Here is a 16,089-nt window from a genome sequence, read left to right as displayed (position 1 = left end):
CTTTGTACTCCAGCCCTGAGGGAAGCGGAACCCCTGGTCGCGGTTCTTTACTTTTACGTTCAAAGGGTTACCAACCGGCTTAAACGGTCACCGCTTTGCGCCGGTTCGCGTACCAGACGAGCCCCGCAGTGGCCGCCGCGGCACCCACGGCCGCCGCCACGACCAGCGCGGGGCGGGGCGGTACGGAGAGCGCGGGCAGCCGCTGCTTGAGCCGGACCGGGCGGTTGAAGTCCAGAATCGGCCACCCGCGCGCGAGGGCCTCGCGGCGCAGCGTGCGGTCCGGATTCACGGCGTAGGGGTGGCCCACGGACTCCAGCATCGGCACATCGGTCGCCGAGTCGCTGTAGGCGTAGCAGCGGTCGAGGTCGTACCCCTCGGACTGCGCCAGCTCCCTGATCGCCTCGGCCTTCGTCGGGCCGTACGCGTAGTACTCCACCTCGCCCGTGAAGCAGCCGTCGTCGCCCACGACCATGCGGGTCGCCACCACCCGGTCCGCGCCCAGGAGTTCACCGATCGGCTCGACCACCTCGGCGCCCGACGTGGACACGATCACCACGTCGCGGCCGGCGGTGTGGTGCTCCTCGATGAGGGAGGCCGCCTCGTCGTAGATGATCGGGTCGATCAGGTCGTGCAGCGTCTCGGCGACGATCTCCTTGACCTGCTGGACGTTCCAGCCGCGGCAGAGTGCGGACAGGTACTTCCGCATCCGCTCCATCTGGTCGTGGTCGGCGCCGCCGGTGAGGAAGACGAACTGCGCATAGGCGGTCCGCAGGGCGGCCCTGCGGTTGATCAGTCCGCCTTGGTAGAAGGACTTGCCGAAGGTGAGCGTGCTCGACTTCGCAATGACCGTCTTGTCCAGGTCAAAGAAGGCTGCTGTGCGAGGCAAGGAGTGGTTTTCCACAACCCAGAGCATAGGCGCAGCCCATTCGGCGTAAGGTGAGGCGCGTGGGTTTGCCTGAGAGGCCTCTCGGGTACACCATGGAAGTCACGGATCGTTCGCGACCGTGCTAACGCGGTCCGGCTCCTCCCCCCCCGAGTCGGCCGTGAAGGCGACCCCCACTCTCCCCCCCGGTGGGGGTCGTCGCATGTCCGGACGCTTTTTCCCTCCCTGTACGTGGTCGTGAGGCCAACCCGAGGCGGCTGGTGCCGCCTCTTTTTCATGCCCAGAAGCCGTCACCGCGTGTAGCTGCCGGACTGCGCTGTGGAACTCGTACAGAGGTGAGTACAGGGGTCACCGGTATGAGTGAAGGCGATATTCACAGGCCCTGAGTTGTCCACAGTTTTCGACCAAGATCCACACGATTTCCGCGATGCCCGCACCGTGATTCCAACGCGTCCTCGCTCGCGGCGAGTTCATGGCCCGTTCCGTTTGTCGGACGCGTTTGGCCGGTTTCTGTCGGCCGTGCATATGGAGGGCCGGTCGCCGGTTCTCCACACCTTTGGAAATCGCGGGCCACAGAGGTGACGCGAGAGACACAGCGATGGGGGATGGAAAACATGGCCGGAACCGTCACACACGATCCGCCGCACGCCGCCGGAGGGCGACAGGGCGGACCGCTGATCGTCACCGAGGACGTCGAACTCCTCGACGACCTGCTGCGCCTGTGCGCCGCGGCCGGCGCGACACCCGAGGTCCATCACGGGGTGCCGGAGCGCCAGGGCGGCTGGGAGACGGCCCCGCTCGTCCTGGTCGGCGACGACGCGGCCCGCCGGGTGCGTGGGGCCGCCCGACGGCGCGGGGTGGTGCTGGTCGGCCGGGACCAGGACGACTCCGGGGTCTGGCGGCGGGCCGTCGAGATCGGCGCCGACCACGTCCTGATGCTGCCCGACGGCGAGCAGTGGCTGGTCGACCGCATCGCCGACGTGGTCGAGGGCGTCGGCCGCCCCGCGCTCACCGTGGGCGTCATCGGCGGCCGCGGCGGGGCCGGAGCGTCCACGCTCGCGTGCGCCCTCGCCGTCACCTCCGCGCGTGAGGGGCTGCGCACGCTCCTGGTGGACGCGGATCCACTGGGCGGCGGACTCGACGTACTCCTCGGCGGCGAGACGGCGGAGGGCCTGCGCTGGCCCGCGTTCGCTGCCTCGCGCGGCCGGGTCGGCGGCGGCGCCCTGGAGGAGTCCCTGCCCGAACTCCACTCGCTCCGGGTGCTCAGTTGGGACCGCGGCGACTGCGTCGCCATCCCGCCGCAGGCGGTACGGGCGGTGCTCGCCGCGGCCCGACGGCGCGGCGGCACGGTCGTGGTCGACCTGCCCCGCCGTATCGACGACGGGGTCGCCGAGGCCCTCGCCCAACTCGACGTCGGCCTCCTCGTGGTCCCCGCTGAACTCCGTGCCGTCGCGGCGGCCGGCCGGGTGGCGTCCGCGGTCGGCATGGTCCTGCGCGACCTCCGCGTGGCGGTGCGCGGACCGTACGCCCCCGGTCTCGACGACCGGGAAGTGGCCCGTCTCCTCGGCCTGCCGCTGGCCGGCGAAGTGCCGGTCGAATCGGGGCTGTTGCGGCCGCACGAGGACAAGTCGCCACCGGGGACGGCGGGGAGGGGGCCGTTGGCGCGCTTCTGCCGGGAGTTCCTGGAGCGGGCGTTGGTCGAGGTGGGTGGCGTATGAGGCGGCTGCTGCGGAGTGCGGGGGACTCCGAGAGGGGTGGTGCGGCGGGGGTGCCTGGGCCGGTGGGGACAGGCGGTTCGGTGGGTGCACCGAGGGGTGCGTCCTTGGGGGACGGCGGTTCGACGGGTGTCCCGGGGAGTGGAGCGATCGGGGCTGAGCGGGTGCGGGATTCGGGGGGTGCTTCGGAGCGGTGGGTTTCGGGTGGGGTCGAAGTGAGTCGGGCCGCCGGGGGCGATCGGGTGCGGGGTTCGGGTGAGGTCGGGGTGAGTGGGGCGGTAGGGCGTGAGCGGGGGCGGGATTCGGTGGGGGGTTCGGGGCGGTGGGCTTCGAGTGAGGGCCCGGCGAGTGGGGCCGTTGGGGTCGATCGGGCGCGGGGCTCGGCGGGGGCATTGGGGCGGTGGGCTTCGAGTGAGGGAGGGGCGGGTGGCGGGGCGGGGATGCCCGTCGGACTGCTCGACGGTGTGCGGCGGTGGCTGGCCGAGAGCGGGGGTGAGCCGACGCCCGCGCGGGTGGCGCAGGCTTTGCGGGAGCAGGGGCGGGTGCTGGGGGACGCCGAAGTGCTGGGCGCCGCCGAGCAGTTGCGGTCCGAGCTGGTGGGCAGCGGCCCGCTGGAGTCCCTGCTCGCCGACCCCTCCGTGACCGACGTCCTGGTGTCGGCCCCGGACCGGGTCTGGGTCGACCGGGGCGGCGGCCTGGAGCTGACCACCGTCTCCTTCCCGGACGCGGCAGCCGTACGACGCCTCGCACAGCGGCTGGCCGCGGTGGCCGGACGCCGGCTGGACGACGCCCGCCCCTGGGCCGACGCCCGGCTGCCCGACGGGACCCGCCTGCACGCCGTACTGCCCCCGGTCGCCGTCGGCTGCACCTGTCTGTCGCTCCGCGTCGTACGACCGCGCGCGTTCACGCTGGACGAGTTGGTCACGGCGGGCACGGTGCCGCCGGGCGGGGACCGCATCCTGCGGGCGCTGATCGAGGCTCGGCTCTCGTTCCTGATCAGCGGCGGAACCGGAACCGGCAAGACGACGCTGCTGAGCGCGCTGCTCGGGCTCGTCGGACCGGGTGAGCGGATCGTGCTCGCGGAGGACTCGGCGGAGCTGAAGCCGGACCATCCGCACGTCGTACGGCTGGAGAGCAGACCCGCCAACCAGGAGGGCGCCGGACTCGTCACGCTTCAGGACTTGGTCCGCCAGGCACTCCGGATGCGGCCGGACCGGCTGGTCGTCGGTGAGGTGCGGGGGCCTGAGGTCGTTCATTTGCTGGCAGCCCTGAATACGGGCCACGAGGGCGGGTGCGGGACCGTCCACGCCAACGCGGCGGCCGACGTCCCCGCCCGCCTGGAGGCCCTGGGCACGGCCGCCGGCCTCGACCGGGCGGCGCTGCACAGCCAGTTGGCGGCGGCCCTGTCGGTGGTCCTGCATCTCGTACGGGACCGGGCGGGGCGGCGACGGATCGCCGAGGTCCATGTCCTGGAGCGGGATGCGTCGGGGTTGGTGCGGACGGTGCCGGCGTTGCGGTGGGGGGTGGAGGCATTCGCGTACGAACGGGGGTGGGAGCGGTTGCGGGAGTTGATTCGGGGTGGGGGTGAGGGGGGCTAGGGGGGGCGGGTGAGTCGGAGGGGCCTATGGACGTGAGTGCGGGACGGGCGGCAGTGGCAGTGGCGGTGGCAGCGAGTGGGAGTGGTGATGGGTGAGGTGTCGGTCGGGGTGGTCGCGGTGTGTGCCGGGGGCCTGGTCTGGTTGATGGGTGGGCGGCAATTCGGGGCCCGGCGGGCGGAGTTGTTGTTCTCGGGTGGTGGCGCGGTGGGCGTTGGGCCGCCCTCGTGGGAGCGGGCTGTCGGTGAACTGCGGCGGATCCGGGGGCGATTGCGGGCTGAGTGGTGGTCGCTCGGTGTCGGGCTCGTGTTGGCGGTGCTGGGGGCCTCGGTCGTTCCGGTTGTCGCGGGGGCGGTCGGGGTGCCGTTGCTGCGGCGGGTGCGGGTGGCCGGGGAGGCGCGGCGGGCGCGGGAGTTGCGCGGGGACGCGGTGATCGCGCTGTGTTCGGCGCTCGCCGGGGAGGTGCGTGCCGGGCGGCAGCCGGGGGAGGCGTTGCTGCGGGCGGCGAGTGACTCCGGTGGGCTCGGTGAGGCGCAGGCCGGGGTGTTGGCGGCGGCGCGGTTCGGCGGGGATGTGCCGGGTGCGCTCACCTCGGCGGCACGACAGCCGGGCGCGGAGGGGCTGTTGGGGCTGGCCGCGTGCTGGCGGGTCGCCGTGGACCAGGGCGCGGGGCTCGCGGCGGGACTGGACCGGCTCGAAGGGGCGTTGCGTGCCGACCGGGAGCAACGGGCCGATCTTCGCGCCCAGTTGGCGGGGGCGCGGGCCACCGCGGTGATGCTCGCGGGGTTGCCGGTGCTCGGGTTGTTGCTGGGCGCGGCGATGGGTGCGGATCCGTTGCGGGTGCTGTTGCACAGCGGGGCGGGGTTGGGGTGCTTGGTGGTCGGGGGGTTGCTGGAGGGGCTGGGGTTGTGGTGGGCGATGCGGATTGTGCGGGGGGTGGAGGCGGCGTGAGCGGGAGTGGCGGTTGCCGGGAGGAGCGGTGCGGGGGGTGCTGGTGGGCCGGGTTCGGGGTGGGTGGCTTGGGTTGTTGCGGGGTGTGGGTGGGTGGGGGCTTGTCGCGCAGTTCCCCGCGCCCCTAAGGGCATAGGGGTTCGCGGGGTGAAGGGTGCGGTGGGCGCCCCCGCGGTGGAGCCGCATGCCGATACGACCCTGCGCCCCTGAGGGCATCGGGGTCGGCGAGAGGCCGGAGCGGTGTGGGTGTGGAAGCGGAAGTTGGCTGGAGTCGGAGAGAGGAGGCGGCGTGAGTGCGGAAGTTGTCCACAGGCTGGGGGTTGTCTTGGGGGCGGTGTCGGTCGTGGGGTGGTTGGTGCGGTGGCTGGACGGGGTGCGGTGTGAGCGGAGGGCGCGGCGACGGTTGGCCGGGCTGCTGCTCCGGGAAGCTCGGGACGTTCGGGAGGCCAGGGAAGTGGCTTCTGCCGGGCGGCGGTTCGAGGCTCGGGAACTTGCGCGGAGGTGGCTGCCCGCAGTGGGCGTGGTGGGTGCCGGGTGGGTGTTGGTCGGTGGGGTCGCCGGGGTTGTGGTGGGTGCCGTCGTCGCCGTCGGGCTGTGGCAGTGGCGGCGTCGGCAGGTGGCCGACGACACCGTCGCCGAGCGCGATGCCGCCACCGCCGCCCGCCAACTCCCGCTCGCCGCCGATCTGCTGGCCGCCTGCATCGCCGCCGGGGCCTCGCCGGTGATCGCCTCCCAGGCAGTGGGAGAGGCCCTCTCGGGGCCCTTGGGGGAACGGCTGGCGCGTGCGGCGGCGGAGGTACGGCTCGGTGGTGAACCGGCTGATGCCTGGCGGAGGTTGGCCTCGCTTCCGGGTGCCGGCCCGCTGGCCCGGCTGCTCGAACGGGCCGACGAGTCGGGGCTTCCCGCCGCCGGACCGGCCGCGCGGCTCGCGGCGGAGGCTCGCGCCGACTGGACCCGCACCACGACGGCACGGGCCCGGCGGGCGGCCGTCCTGATCACCGCACCGGTGGGGCTGTGCTTCCTGCCCGCGTTCATCGCGGTCGGCGTGCTGCCCGTGGTGATCGGGCTCGCGGGCGGGGCGGTGGGAGGGGGTGGCGGCTGACGGGAGGAGCGAGGGCGAGCGGTGACGGACGTAGGACGAAGAACGGCTGACGTATGGCGGGCAGTCGCTGGACCTCAGCGGCTGACCGAGCGGGCAAGTGAACCGACAGGAAACTCACGGGGGTTGAGATGTACAAGGCAGTGCAGGCAGTGCAGGCAGTAGCGGTACGGGCCGTGCGAGCGGTGCGGGTACGGGCACGGTTGGGTGCCTCGGCGCGCGGGGATGCCGGGATGGCCACCGCTGAGTAGTCAAATGTCTGGCTATGCACCCATCCCGACAGGGGTCAGTCTACCGCCCTGACGGCCTGTAGGGCAGTCCTGCGGAGCGGGCAAACGCGCAGCTCAGGGTGGGTGTGGCGCGTGTCTCGGGCGCCGTTTGAGGGGCGTTCCGGGTGTCGCTGTGCTCGACTAGCCACCGATCGCCGACGGGTGCCGATCTGGCATTAATTGCGACCAATGAACGGGCAAGATCGACAACAAGAAGCGCCCGACCCACAGCGAGGGGGCGGGCGCTCAGAGCACGGTGTTCAGGGGCCGACCTTCCGGCCAGTTCAGTCCTCCACGATGAAGGTGATGATCGGTCCGGCAGCGCCCCAATGAACGATCGAGTGTGATGTGACGCGTCCTCGACCGATGGCGTCGGCCAGTGCCGGGTATCGCTTAAACAAGGCATCATGGTTGAGATCCACAACGGCGGGAGTGCCAGGCGTTACGTCGATCCCGAAATCGCGAATACTCCAGAGAACAAGCCGCTGTCCTGCCATCTGCTACCTCTCTGCCAGCAAGACCCGACCGTCAGTCGGTCGGGTCTTGCTTCTTGTTGCTGGTCAACATCCAGGATCACACCTGGCTGAACTCGCCGTCCACGGCACCAGCAACGAACGCGGTGAACTCCTCGGTCGAGAACGTCAGCACCGGCCCCGACGAGTCCTTGCTGTCGCGCAGTGCCCGGCTACCGCCAGGTATAACGGCCACTTCAACGCAGTTGCCGTTGTCTCCTGAGTACGACGACCTCACCCACTCCAGTGGGCTTGAGCCGGGTTGAGTGTGTGGCTTCATCGGCCCTGTTCCATTTCGTGAAGGGCGTTTTGGATGAGCGCCCGGGACTTGCTGACATTGGCTGCGGCCATGTTGAGACGACGGAACCGTCCCGTGTACGTCTCCACGTCCGCTGCGTCTTCGTAGTAGAGGGTGCTGGTGGGTGACTCGGTGTAAACAACGTCCGTTTCCGCCGAGGTTGGGAAGCTCATGATCACGAACGGCCCGAAGAGGCAGGCGTTCATGGGGTCCTCGCGCGGCAGGATCTGAAGCTCGATGTTCTGCTTCTTGCTGTCCGCGACCAGGGACTCAAGCTGTGCCTTCATCACGTCACGGCCGCCGACCTGGTGGTACAGCACGTTCTCCGCGAGGATCACCCAGAGCTGGAGCGGGTTATCCCTGGTCAGGATGTTCTTCCGCTCCCGGCGCACGTTGATCTGTGCTTCGACACGCTCTTTGCCAGCGTCCGGTGCCTGCAAGCGGATGAGTGCGTCGGTGTACTCAGGCGTCTGCAATAGACCGGGGATCAGGTTGGTCTCGACGTTGTACAGCTCCGAGGCGTCCCACTCGACGGCGGCGTAAGCCGCGTACGCCGGATCAACCACGTTGACGTACCGACTCCACCAGCCCTTTTGCTTGGCCTCGCGAGATAGCTTCTCGATCGCGGCACGCTCGGTGGGGTCGGTGACGTTGTACGCATCCATCAAGGCGCGAAGGTCGGGCAGACGGATGCCCGACTGCGCGTTCTCGATCCGGCCAACCTTCGATTCCGCCGACCCAAGCACTTTGGCAGCGTCGGCGTGCGTCAGTCCGGCAGCGCTCCGCAGCTCACGCAGCGTCCGCGCCAACCGTCGTTGACGAAACGTCGGGTTGTTGTTGATGGGCACCGGTCGGCCGCCTCTCTTACTCCTTCTTGCAGGTCAAGTGTGCCGCTCGCCTCACCGTGAGGGCAACAAGCATTCGGGTCCACTCAAAGTGGGGACTTGACACTTTGGGGTCTCCACGATGCACAGTACCTACTGTGGCGGTGTGTCTGCTCGCACGGTGCTGGCCCCACTCGCCGCCCGCCCGCGAACCCGTCCGAGGGGACCGAGTATGGCTGAACCCAGGTCGTTGCAGGTGCGGTATAGGAGATACCGCCCATCTGTGCCGGTGGCTCGTGCTAAAGCCAGAGATCTTGCCAAGGAGTGGTCGTTAGCTCCACACCTCGCCGACTTCCTAGAGTGGGTAGTCACCGAATTGGTGACGAACGCAGTGATCCATGGCCGGGCAACCCGAGGAAGTCGTGTTTCGGTGGCCTACCACCTTGACGACGACCTTCTTCGAGTAGAGGTCCGCGACGCAGCTTCGGGTTCGGTGCGCGTGAGTCCTTCCGACTACCCGGACGGAGAGGTTGCTCCAGGGGGTCGTGGACTTCAGATCGTGGCGGCGCTCGCTAACGACTGGGGCGTGGAGCCTCGGGTCATCGGGAAGAGCGTGTGGGCCGAGATCGCCGTGTCCTCGAAGGAGGGGACGGCATGACTGGTGACACGATCCACCCCCGTCCGCTGTGCGCTGGGTACCTGCGCCGACTGGACGGCATCGACGCGCAGGTGGAACAGCAGCTCGTCGTGAACATGTGCGCCCTCGCAGAGCGCGAGGGTTTCACGCTGACGCTGGTGTTCATCGAGAAGCAGCCCGGTCACGTCGTGGCCCTGCACGCGGTGACTCGGTACTGCCAGAACCACGACATTCGCAACGTGATCGTGCCGAGCAGCGAGCACTTCAACCATCTGCCCTCGCTCGCGTACCTCGCTCAGGAACTGCTCCAGCAAGACATCGGCGGTCGGGTATGGATCGCCGCTTCTACCGAGGAAGAAGACTCGTCATGCCCGCCGATCACCAAGAACGGCGGGACAACATGACCGCCGCCAACATCGTGACTCCGATCCCTCTGTTCACTGCATCGCTTCGGTTGACCGCGATCCCTGCGGCTGTGGCGTACTCACGGACGTTCGTCCGCCACACGCTGACGCGGTGGCAGCTCGAAGAGCACGCCGATACGACGACGCTCATCATGAGCGAACTCGTCACCAACGCCGTGAAGGTCAGCGGCATCACCGACCTCAAACCAAAGCCGTGGCAGATCAAGCCTGAGCACGTCATCGGGATACAGCTCCGCGCCATCGGTGCGAGTCTGTACACCGAAGTGTGGGATCGAATGGAAACGGCCCCCACCCAGAAGAACCCGACGCTTGAGGAGACAAGTGGGCGCGGTCTGCTCCTCGTTGATGAACTGGCGGAGCAGTGGAACGTCTACCGTTCGCCGTTTGGCGGGAAAGTCGTCTGGGCTGAGCTGCCCATCGGCGCGCCCGTAGAGACGTCGTCCTTCAACCAGCTACACCCTCCGATCGTCCTACCAACCGGCATCCAGGCATCACGAGGGCCGGTTGAAGATCAGGCGCGTACCGCGCTGTTCGACCACCTGCTAGAGACGACGCTTTCGGCGATGGCTGCGTCACGGGGGAACGATGCGACCTAGGGGCTGTGGCCGGCTGACGGTGGATCGCCTCGACCAAGAGCGAGTTGGTGCCTGATGAAGCCGCAACAGATATGGGGACTATTCGACTGGTACCAAGGGACCTGCTTCCGCTGCGAAGCGCTCGGCGTTCCCGTGGCTCACGTCGGGGAGATGGTCGTCCGGGACACGGAGCTGCCGCTGTTCGCATGTCACCACTGCATCTTCCGCATGCAGCAGTCGCACTGGTTCAGGACGACCAGACGAGCATGGCCGCTGCGTCGGTTGCAGCTCCCTGGAGCAGCAGAGCCACGCGCTTCATGTCCTCAACTCGGCCGCTGGTCACTGTTTGGCAGGAGGCGGAAGGGGAGACATCGGTCTAGTGCGTGATCCGCGGAGGCTTGGTCAGGCCGACCTACGGGCGGCGGCCGGCGCGCGGTAGAAGGGGGGAAGCAAGTGACAACTTCAGAGAACAAAGAACACCCCATGACCATCGTCATGGGGTGTTCTTTGGTGGGACGGAGCGGAGCAGTTGCCTCCGAAGACCTTCCGTATGTCTGTTCGGTCGAGTCGGGCGCTGTCGTATTACCCGTCAGTTCGCCTGCGCAGCAAGGGAGTTGTGTGGCAAGGTGCCAGGGCTTCCTTATGTGACACATGGTACAGAAGGAGGCTTTTGTTTAGAATAGTAGACATGGAATATATGAGGACCTATTTATGAGCAACGAGAAAAAAGAGCCTGGGATGTACTTGCGGAGTCTCCGCCTCAAGAACTTCCGATCCTGTTATGACACGGAAGTCGAGTTTCAACCAGGTATCACGCTTCTCGTTGGCGAGAATAACTCTGGCAAGTCCAATGTGATCGAAGCGCTGCGACTTGCAACCGCACCTCTAAACCGTAGAGCTACGAGATACTTTGATGAGTCCGACCTATCTCACGGCCAGGAAGGTCAGGAAGCTGAACTCCACGCGTCTTATGACGGTCTGACGAAAACTCAGCGCGCGCATTATATTACAGCTTTGGACGTCACCACCAACCAAGCCATCTACTCGGCAAAATATGCGATCGACTCAAAGCGTCGACACAACGTGCGATCGACCTTCACAGCTGGCCCTGTGGGTGGAACGGACGCCGAGCCCGAGAAGCGCGAGCAGATCGCGCACGTCTATCTTGCACCACTGCGAGATGCCAAGAGGGAACTCGATTCGTCAGACGGAAATCGGCTCCTCAGAATCATCCGACACCTCACCACCGAAGAAGAGCGAGAAGACTTTTTAAATAGCGCCAACGATTCATTCAAGGAACTGAAGAAGCACGGTGTCCTGACTACCACCACGGGCGAAATTCAGGGGCACCTCGGTGAACTGACAAACTCCGTACGTGGGCAAAGCGTCGAGGTTACATTTGCCGACTATGAACTGAACCGGTTGGCGCGAAGTCTCAGGGTAAAGATGGCAGAACATGGCATCGAACCCGCCGATCTCACAGAGTCTGGATTGGGATACGCCAACCTACTCTTCATTGCTACGGTCATCCTGGAACTGCGTAAGGCTCAAGATGCCGAACTGACACTATTTTTGGTTGAGGAGCCGGAAGCTCACCTTCACCCGCAGTTGCAGGCTGTGCTACTTGATTACCTGCGCGAGCAGTCCGAGGCTTCGCCTAATGACGATACTCAGAAGCCAGCCGGTCGAATCCAGGTCATCGCCACGACCCACTCGCCGAACCTCGCCAGTAGCGTTGGTATCGAAAACGTTGTAGCGCTCCGGACCAAAATTGAAAAGGAAACGATCAAAAATGGCGAGGGCACCGAGGAGGTAGCTCGCCGCAAGACACATGTGCTTCCCCTGTCTAAGATCAACCTTAGCGATCCTGAGCGGCGGAAGATTAACCAGTACCTGGACGCAACGCGAGCCGGACTCCTCTTTGCCCGTCGAGTAATCCTTGTTGAGGGAATTGCGGAGGCTGTACTCCTTCCTGCGATTGCGCGCTACTGCATGTTCGGTGACGACAACGACCCTGAGCAAGTGAAGTTGCGGCGGAAATTTCATGGGGTCACAATCATCAACGTGGGTAGCGTCGACTTCGCGCCGTACATCACACTTTTGCTCTCTGAGGTGAATGGCTGCCGTTTGCTGGATCATTTGACGGTTGTCACCGATCGAGACCCAGATCCGGAGCTACCGAAGAAGAAAAAGAAGAAGGATGAAACAGAGCAGAACGAGCAGTCTCAGGAGGACTCCGATGCCACCTCTACGGAGCTAGGCGAGGAGGAGGATGGAGATCGCACGGCCAATCGCACCAAGGTAAGCAATCGGAAGGAACTTCTCACTGAACACGCTAGGCTCATTGACGCCACCGACTATCTGACGGTAGCCGAGGCACCTCACACCTTGGAAGCAGACCTTCTCGCGCCAGAGGGAAATGAACCAACGCTAAAGCAGGCGTATTTGAATCAACATCCGCAGTCGCAGCATCATTGGCAAGACATCACGACCCACGAGAAGGGTCGTGCCTTCGGCTTCTATCAGAAGCTTTGCAAGTACGACAAGTTCATCAGCAAAGGTCAGTTCGCCCACGATGTGGCGCTCTCCATTGAGGACAAAGAGCCCTTTAAAGCACCCGACTATCTGGCCGAGGCCATCCGGGGTGTGTTGGAGGACGGAACGGGTGGTGCGAGTTGAACGCCATCAGCTTGACCGAAGCCCAGCAGGCTCTCGTTGACGCAGAAGAGAGCCTCTTCGCTGCCGCCTGCCCAGGAGCGGGAAAAACTCGCGCTATGGTGGCACGGTTCTTGAAGCGAACCGCCGAAGAGAATCGCCAGGGTGTGGCCCTGATCTCCTTTACTAACGCAGCAGTCGATGAGGTGCGACGTCGGTGCGGGGATCAGGTGGATTCCCTGAAGGCACCAAGTTTTGTCGGGACGTTCGACACCTTCATCCATCGATTTATCGTCACGCCGCTTTTCGTGAGGGAGTACAAGGTGCCCCCGAAGTACGTGCAAAGCTGGAAGGACATTTCAAGCACGAACTTCCGCATGAGTGAGATTCCTCGGTCCGGGGAACTTGAATTCAGTTGGTTCGACTTTGATCGCAACGGTGGTGCCACTCTTGTTATGGATCGAGTTGATCCGCGCTTCGGTAATGCTGAAGCGAAGACAGCACTCTTGGCGAATCGAAACAAAGCGGAGAGCAGGGCCTCGCACATCTTTGGCAAGCTGCTTGAAGCGGGCACTGTTAGTTGTGACGCAGCCCGGTTGCTAGCCGAATTCTGGGTGCAAGACAGTGAGGCTATGGGGATCATCGGTCCGCTGTTGCAGTCACGCTTTTCAGAAGTGATCGTCGATGAAGCGCAGGACTGTGGTCGCGAGGAGCTACTCGTCTTGCAGTACCTTCTTGATTGCGGCATCAGGGTCGTGATGGTCGGTGACATTGACCAGTCGATCTATGAATTCCGTGATGCGACACCAAGCGCCGTCCAGGACTTCGTGAAGAACCTGCCGATGCAGTTGGAGCTTGGCAACAATTTCCGTAGCTCTCCGGCGATCACTGCCTTTAATAGTGGACTCCGGTCAGGTTCCCTAGTCGAGACGGCTAGTGGGGAGACGTCGACACTGCAAATTCCGGTGCAGCTTGTCGAATTCTCAGCGCTTGATGACATTGTTCCAGCGGCGTTGCAGATTGCCGAAGAGCATGAGCTAGCGGCGAGCGACCTTATGCTCCTCGCTCATGCCGGAGCTCATGGTATGCAGGCGGCTGGTGTAGTTGCTGTTGGGGGATCAGGGAACAATAGGGTCCTTTCTATCGCTGATGCAGGGTTCAAGCTCAGGTCGACAGAGTTCAATTCGCAGACACGCTTGAAAGTCATTGGCCAGGTAGAGCGCGCCGTCCTGGCGGCGCTCACCAGTGGTAAGGATTTTGAGCACAAGGGTCTTGAGGCTATTTGCGAGAAGCTCGGCATTGAAACGCGATGGCTCCGCAACTTTGCTGTACGTATGGCCGTCGTACTCGATGCTGAAGGGAAGACCGCGAAGGAATTTGCGGTTGAGGTACGAGAATTCCTCAAGACTGCCGATTGGGGTGATGCGACTCCTCCGGCAGCCGGAGATCTCGGGAATCTGTTTAAGGCGCCAAGGGAAGTCGATTGGGGAAACGTCGCCAGCTTGGGAGACAATCCCCTGATTCCATACTCAACGGTGCATGGCGTGAAAGGAATGGAGTTCCCAGGCGTCGTGCTAGTGCTCCCGGATACGCCAAGAAGCAAGGCAACGGACGAGGTCTTGGATGCCTGGGAGAGCGGTCAGGATATTGAATCTCGACGCGTACTCTATGTTGCCGGTTCTCGTGCACAGAAGTTGTTGGTGTTCGCTGTCTATAGCAGGCACATCGATCGTGTCGTTGCTCTTCTCGACGCCAAAGCCATTCCGTACGTACGTTCTTGAAGTGGATCTCAGCCGTCTGGATCGAACCGACCTAGCGCAGGCCGGCCACGCGTGGTGGGTCTGTCGATTCCAGACGAGCGCAGCCCTCGGGTTGATTGCAACGTCCTCGGAGGGCATGCACACCGTGGCACGTCAGTAGAAAAGTGATGGAGGTTGTCAGACTCGACGCCTACCGTTGGTTCATGACGGACGACCAGCTCATGCCGATCACCAGACGTAAGCCGCTTGATCCCTACTCTTCGCGTGCGCCGCATCTGGTCGGCATCGTCGACACCAACGCCCTAATGAGCAGTATCGAGAACGACTGCCGCAAGGGCTTCCGGTCGCGGCTGCTGCGGATGAGCGACAACGGCACTGCTGTCTTGTACGCCGCTGACCACGTCTACGAAGAGGTCTACCGGCGACTCCCGAGGATGACGAAGAGCAGTCCGGTGCCGCTTGAAGATCTCTACGCCCACTTTGAAGCCGAGTACCTTCCGGCGTTGCGGTTCGTCACGATGTCGGACGTGGACGCCCCGGATGCTCAGGTGTTGGCGATTACCGATCCGGACGACGTACCGACAGGATGGTTGGCCAAACTCATCTCACCGTGCGTCGTGTTCTCAGGTGACCGTGACCTCAAGGAACCGGGGTTCGCTCCAAAGGATTGGCAGCGGGCGGCAACTTCCGCCGTAGATGTTTCTGACGGTCACATGGGCCAGCTCCTCACAGTGAACGTTGCCGCCCTGCCCGTCAGGGGTGTGGTGGAGCTGATCTCGTTCTCAGGTCGCAAGATCGGCATCCCTCCCTGGCTGCTTGGTGTCGTCGTCCTTGGCCTGGGCGCGCTCCTCTTGAAGAAGCCGGATCGACGTAAGGCTGCCACTTTCGTTGCAGGCAAAGTCTTCGAGTACATACTCGAAGAGTTGGCACGCTACGAGACACAGGAGCGACAGGGTATCGAGAGTTTGCGTAAGGTCATCCTGCCTGCACCGACACGGCCAACGATCCGACAGCAGGTCGCGATCACGTTGGCGCGACAGAACGACCCGCTGCTAGCCACAGAGGTACACGAGCTGCTCCAAGAGCACTTCCCGGATGAGCCGGTGGTCAGCGTCCGGGACGTACGGGTTGCTCTGGAAGAAGGAACGGAGTTCGTCCGTGTGCAGCGCTACCGATGGCAGCTCGGCCGCGAGGTCGGTCCGCGGTCGTCTTGAACGAGGCGATCCAGCGCGGGCCGGCCACGGCCTGGTGGTCGGTTGGTTTCAAGTGGTACCCCCAGAAATGAAGAACCCCGAGACCAGTAAATGAAGTCTCTCCACACTGATTTTCTGGCCGCGTTGCGCGTGTGGTTGCTGCACTGATAAGAAGTCAGCAACATCAACACGTTGTTCACCTGGAACCCGAAGAAGGACGAACCCACGATGGCACAGCAAACCATTATTCAACTGCTTGATGACCTCGACGGGTCCGAGGCTTCCGAGACGGTCGTGTTCGGCCTTGACGGCAAGACCTACGAGATCGACTTGAACGAGAAGAACGCGGCCAAGCTGCGCAAGGTGCTGGCTGCGTACGTCGACAAGAGTAGGAAGCTGAGCCAGGCTCGCGGCGGCAGGCGTGGAGGTGCAACTCAGTCGGCAGCTGCAAGTGGTGACACCGCTCTGATCCGTGCGTGGGCCAAAGAGAACGGCTACGACGTGAACGACCGTGGCCGCGTTCCGGCGGAGATCAAAGAGGCGTACTCGAAGGCAAAGGCCGCCTAGCGCTCACAGGCTCACCGCAAGGTCGCCGATGCAGTTGGAGTCTTGGGTTGCGTCGACCTAGCACAGGTCGGCCGCTGCCTCTTGATGGGCTCGTTCTAACTACACACCCCAGAAATGAGAAACACCCCGCC

General features: G+C 64.6%; 15 protein-coding genes. 11 read left to right on the top strand and 4 right to left on the bottom strand.

Annotated features, from left to right (window positions below):
- Positions 1-79: 79 nt before the first annotated feature.
- Positions 80-913 carry an HAD family hydrolase gene (locus OG194_RS21080; protein ID WP_327402375.1) on the bottom strand — a complete coding sequence of 278 codons (834 nt, stop codon included), beginning with the start codon at positions 911-913 and terminating at the stop codon, positions 80-82.
- A 584-nt stretch (positions 914-1,497) separates the two neighbouring features.
- On the opposite strand from OG194_RS21080, the gene ssd reads away from it, so the two are divergent.
- The 4 genes from ssd to OG194_RS21060 all read left to right on the top strand — a co-directional run bounded on the left by ssd (position 1,498) and on the right by OG194_RS21060 (position 6,246).
- Complete coding sequence (gene ssd, locus OG194_RS21075) at positions 1,498-2,601, top strand: septum site-determining protein Ssd (RefSeq protein WP_327402374.1); 1,104 nt, start codon at positions 1,498-1,500, stop codon at positions 2,599-2,601.
- 437 nt (positions 2,602-3,038) lie between these two features.
- Positions 3,039-4,196: a TadA family conjugal transfer-associated ATPase gene (locus tag OG194_RS21070; protein WP_327402373.1), complete on the top strand. Its 1,158-nt coding sequence runs from the start codon at positions 3,039-3,041 to the stop codon at positions 4,194-4,196.
- An 87-nt stretch (positions 4,197-4,283) separates the two neighbouring features.
- A complete protein-coding gene (locus tag OG194_RS21065) occupies positions 4,284-5,144 on the top strand; it encodes a type II secretion system F family protein (RefSeq protein ID WP_327402372.1) in 861 nt (286 codons plus the stop codon).
- A 289-nt stretch (positions 5,145-5,433) separates the two neighbouring features.
- Positions 5,434-6,246 carry a type II secretion system F family protein gene (locus OG194_RS21060; RefSeq protein ID WP_327402371.1) on the top strand — a complete coding sequence of 271 codons (813 nt, stop codon included), beginning with the start codon at positions 5,434-5,436 and terminating at the stop codon, positions 6,244-6,246.
- A gap of 550 nt (positions 6,247-6,796) precedes the next feature.
- On the opposite strand, the gene OG194_RS21055 is transcribed toward OG194_RS21060, so the two are convergent.
- The 3 genes from OG194_RS21055 to OG194_RS21045 form a co-directional block, all read right to left on the bottom strand.
- Complete coding sequence (locus tag OG194_RS21055) at positions 6,797-7,009, bottom strand: hypothetical protein (protein ID WP_327402370.1); 213 nt, start codon at positions 7,007-7,009, stop codon at positions 6,797-6,799.
- Positions 7,010-7,085: 76 nt separating this feature from the next.
- On the bottom strand, positions 7,086-7,304 hold the full coding sequence (locus OG194_RS21050) for a DUF397 domain-containing protein (RefSeq protein WP_327402369.1): 219 nt from the start codon (positions 7,302-7,304) through the stop codon (positions 7,086-7,088).
- Complete coding sequence (locus tag OG194_RS21045; RefSeq protein ID WP_327402368.1) at positions 7,301-8,170, bottom strand: helix-turn-helix domain-containing protein; 870 nt, start codon at positions 8,168-8,170, stop codon at positions 7,301-7,303. The genes OG194_RS21050 and OG194_RS21045 overlap by 4 nt, the downstream gene beginning before the upstream one ends.
- 118 nt (positions 8,171-8,288) lie before the next feature.
- Here OG194_RS21045 and OG194_RS21040 point away from each other — a divergent pair, with 118 nt between their 5' ends.
- The 7 genes from OG194_RS21040 (at position 8,289) to OG194_RS21010 (ending at position 15,958) form a co-directional block, all read left to right on the top strand.
- Complete coding sequence (locus OG194_RS21040; RefSeq protein WP_327402367.1) at positions 8,289-8,804, top strand: ATP-binding protein; 516 nt, start codon at positions 8,289-8,291, stop codon at positions 8,802-8,804.
- Positions 8,801-9,187: a hypothetical protein gene (locus tag OG194_RS21035; protein WP_327402366.1), complete on the top strand. Its 387-nt coding sequence runs from the start codon at positions 8,801-8,803 to the stop codon at positions 9,185-9,187. The genes OG194_RS21040 and OG194_RS21035 overlap by 4 nt, the downstream gene beginning before the upstream one ends.
- The gene (locus tag OG194_RS21030) at positions 9,151-9,804 is read left to right on the top strand and encodes an ATP-binding protein (RefSeq protein ID WP_327402365.1); all 654 of its coding nucleotides are present in this window, start codon (positions 9,151-9,153) and stop codon (positions 9,802-9,804) included. The genes OG194_RS21035 and OG194_RS21030 overlap by 37 nt, the downstream gene beginning before the upstream one ends.
- Before the next feature lie 690 nt (positions 9,805-10,494).
- On the top strand, positions 10,495-12,462 hold the full coding sequence (locus OG194_RS21025) for an ATP-dependent nuclease (RefSeq protein ID WP_327402364.1): 1,968 nt from the start codon (positions 10,495-10,497) through the stop codon (positions 12,460-12,462).
- Positions 12,459-14,219: an ATP-dependent helicase gene (locus OG194_RS21020; RefSeq protein ID WP_327402363.1), complete on the top strand. Its 1,761-nt coding sequence runs from the start codon at positions 12,459-12,461 to the stop codon at positions 14,217-14,219. Before OG194_RS21025 ends, OG194_RS21020 begins: the two co-directional genes overlap by 4 nt.
- 182 nt (positions 14,220-14,401) lie before the next feature.
- Positions 14,402-15,412 (top strand): hypothetical protein, encoded by a 1,011-nt coding sequence (locus OG194_RS21015; protein WP_327402362.1) that lies wholly within the window; start codon positions 14,402-14,404, stop codon positions 15,410-15,412.
- A gap of 207 nt (positions 15,413-15,619) precedes the next feature.
- A complete protein-coding gene (locus OG194_RS21010; RefSeq protein ID WP_327407149.1) occupies positions 15,620-15,958 on the top strand; it encodes a histone-like nucleoid-structuring protein Lsr2 in 339 nt (112 codons plus the stop codon).
- Positions 15,959-16,089: the final 131 nt, after the last annotated feature.

The sequence above is a fragment of the Streptomyces sp. NBC_01288 genome, assembly GCF_035982055.1.
In the GTDB taxonomy this organism is placed as follows: domain Bacteria; phylum Actinomycetota; class Actinomycetes; order Streptomycetales; family Streptomycetaceae; genus Streptomyces.
The sequence above is the reverse complement of the archived record's forward strand: the minus strand, read 5'-3'. Positions and strand labels throughout refer to the sequence as shown.